At 44.0% G+C, this 2,297-nt stretch carries 1 protein-coding gene and 1 pseudogene; both read right to left on the bottom strand.

What is annotated here, in order from left to right; all coding sequences use genetic code 11:
- Positions 1-208, bottom strand: a pseudogene (locus EI164_RS15685) (hypothetical protein); the annotation flags it as partial.
- 7 nt (positions 209-215) lie between these two features.
- Positions 216-2,150 carry a bifunctional TVP38/TMEM64 family protein/FAD-dependent oxidoreductase gene (locus tag EI164_RS15690; RefSeq protein WP_225739357.1) on the bottom strand — a complete coding sequence of 645 codons (1,935 nt, stop codon included), beginning with the start codon at positions 2,148-2,150 and terminating at the stop codon, positions 216-218.
- Positions 2,151-2,297: the final 147 nt, after the last annotated feature.

Raw genomic sequence — 2,297 nt, forward strand, 5'->3', positions numbered from 1 at the left:
ATTTGCTTTTAGAATCCCCCACTTGAGCTTTGCGAAAGTGGTGGGAGTATGTCAACTGTTGCCAAGGTGACGCCTCACCATCCACGGTATTCGGTGATGCTGTGCTTGCAGAGATACCGATACAAACGCTAAGCGCCATTGCATAGGCGCTATAACGAGTGGTTTTTTTTAGCATTGTACGTGTTGACAAGGCTTTAGTAGGGTGCATTTATGGGCTAACCTCGACGCCAAGTGTGATACTTTTCAAGTATGTTAAGTACTTTTTCAGGGGCATGAGCGCGTTTCCATTCACCTGCTACGTACTTGTTGCCTTCAGCCCAAGTAGGATAGCTGTGAATTGTACCTAGTATTTTGTTCAGCCCTAAACCGTGTTTCATGGCCAATACAAACTCAGCAATCAAGTCACCTGCATGTTCAGAGACGACCGTCACACCCAATATTTTGTCTTTGCCTTTTGGCGTAATGACTTTAATAAAGCCTTTAGCCGCACTATCGGTAATGGCACGATCTAGCTCTTCAAACTCAAAGCGGGTGATTTCGTACTCAATACCTTTATCTATCGCATCTTGCTCGTTTAAGCCTACGCGGGCAACTTCTGGGTCAATAAAAGTGGTCCAAGGAATCACGCGATAGTCTACTTTAAACTTCTTAAGATTACCAAACAAACCATTCACGGCGGCATACCAACCCTGATGAGCGGCGACGTGGGTAAACTGATAGGGACCGACAATATCACCTGCAGCAAAAATATTCGGGTATAGCGTTTCTAAGTATTCGTTGGTCACGATGGTACGGTTGGTTTCGATACCCAGTGCTTCGAGGCCATAGCCAGTCAGACGCGCACTTCTGCCAACAGCACACAATAGCTCATCATATTCGATATGAATTTCGGTATCGTTGTGTTTGACCACAATGTACTTTTTGCCATCACGAGTCTCACAGCGTAGTGCCTGATGTGAGGTTAAGATATTTACGCCACTTTCGGTAAGGGCTTTGTGAGCAAAGGTAGATACTTCAAGATCTTCTTTGATCATGATGCGCTCTGCCATTTCGATTTGCGTCACGTTTGAACCTAAACGAGAAAAGCTCTGCGCCAATTCACTACCGATCGGGCCACCGCCCAGTACGACCAGTTTTTTAGGCGCTTCGTCTAGCTCTGAGAATTTATCCCATAATGTGTCGCTGGTGACATAACCCGTTTCTTCAATACCAGGTAATGGCGGTACAAATGGGCGAGCACCAGTTGCGATGACAATCGTACGCGCTGTCAAGGTTTGCGTGCCACCATCATTTAATGCGATTTCTACTGTCCACGGATCAATGAGCTTGCCATAGCCTTTTAAAACCTCGACGCCCAAGTCAGTATAGCGTTCTACACTGTCATGCGGTGCAATATCAGCGATCACTTTGTGTACACGGGCCATCACTTTTTTGAACGAAAACTGTGGTGTGGCGTTTTCTAGACCATAGTCTTCACCATGGCGAATTTGCTCTGCAATTTTGGCACTTTTAATCACGGCCTTACTTGGCACACAACCATAATTTAGACAGTCACCACCCATTTCGCCAGATTCGATTAACGTTACTTTCGCTTTAACGGCAGCGGCAATGTAACTTGTGACCAAGCCACCAGCACCAGCACCAATCACAATCATGTTGCGGTCGAATTTTTTAGGTTGCGTATAATCTTTATAGACACGACGTTTTTTAAACACGTTTAAAATTCCTTTAGCAATAAATGGGAATATACCCAACAAAGCGAATGATAAAATTAACTTGGGTGATAAAATACCTGACAAGCTTTCTATTTGCGCAAGTTGAGTACCCGCATTAACAAATACAAAGGTGCCAGCTAGCATACCTACTTGGCTTACCCAGTAGTAAGTCCATGATTTGATAGCGGTAACGCCCATCAATAAGTTAATTAAAAAGAATGGGAATACAGGCACTAAACGTAGCGTAAATAGATAAAAACCACCTTCTTTTTCCACGCCAGCATCAATAGCGGCGAGACGTTCAGGGAAGCGTTTTTTAATCGTATCGCGTAGTAAGTAACGTGATGCTAAAAACGAAAGTGTTGCGCCAATACTTGAGGCAAATGAGGCAATGAGCAAGCCTTGAACTAAACCAAATAAAGCACCAGATGCCAACGTTAAGATAGCAGCGCCAGGTAACGATAATGCTGTGACGACGACATACAGTAAAAAGAAGCCACCGATAATGAGTAATGGCGATTGCTCTTTATAGTCACTGCACTACAAAAGAGTTATGTTTTGGATGAATATCATAAAACAATT

The organism is Psychrobacter sp. FME13 (genome assembly GCF_014861395.1).
Taxonomy (GTDB): Bacteria; Pseudomonadota; Gammaproteobacteria; order Pseudomonadales; family Moraxellaceae; genus Psychrobacter.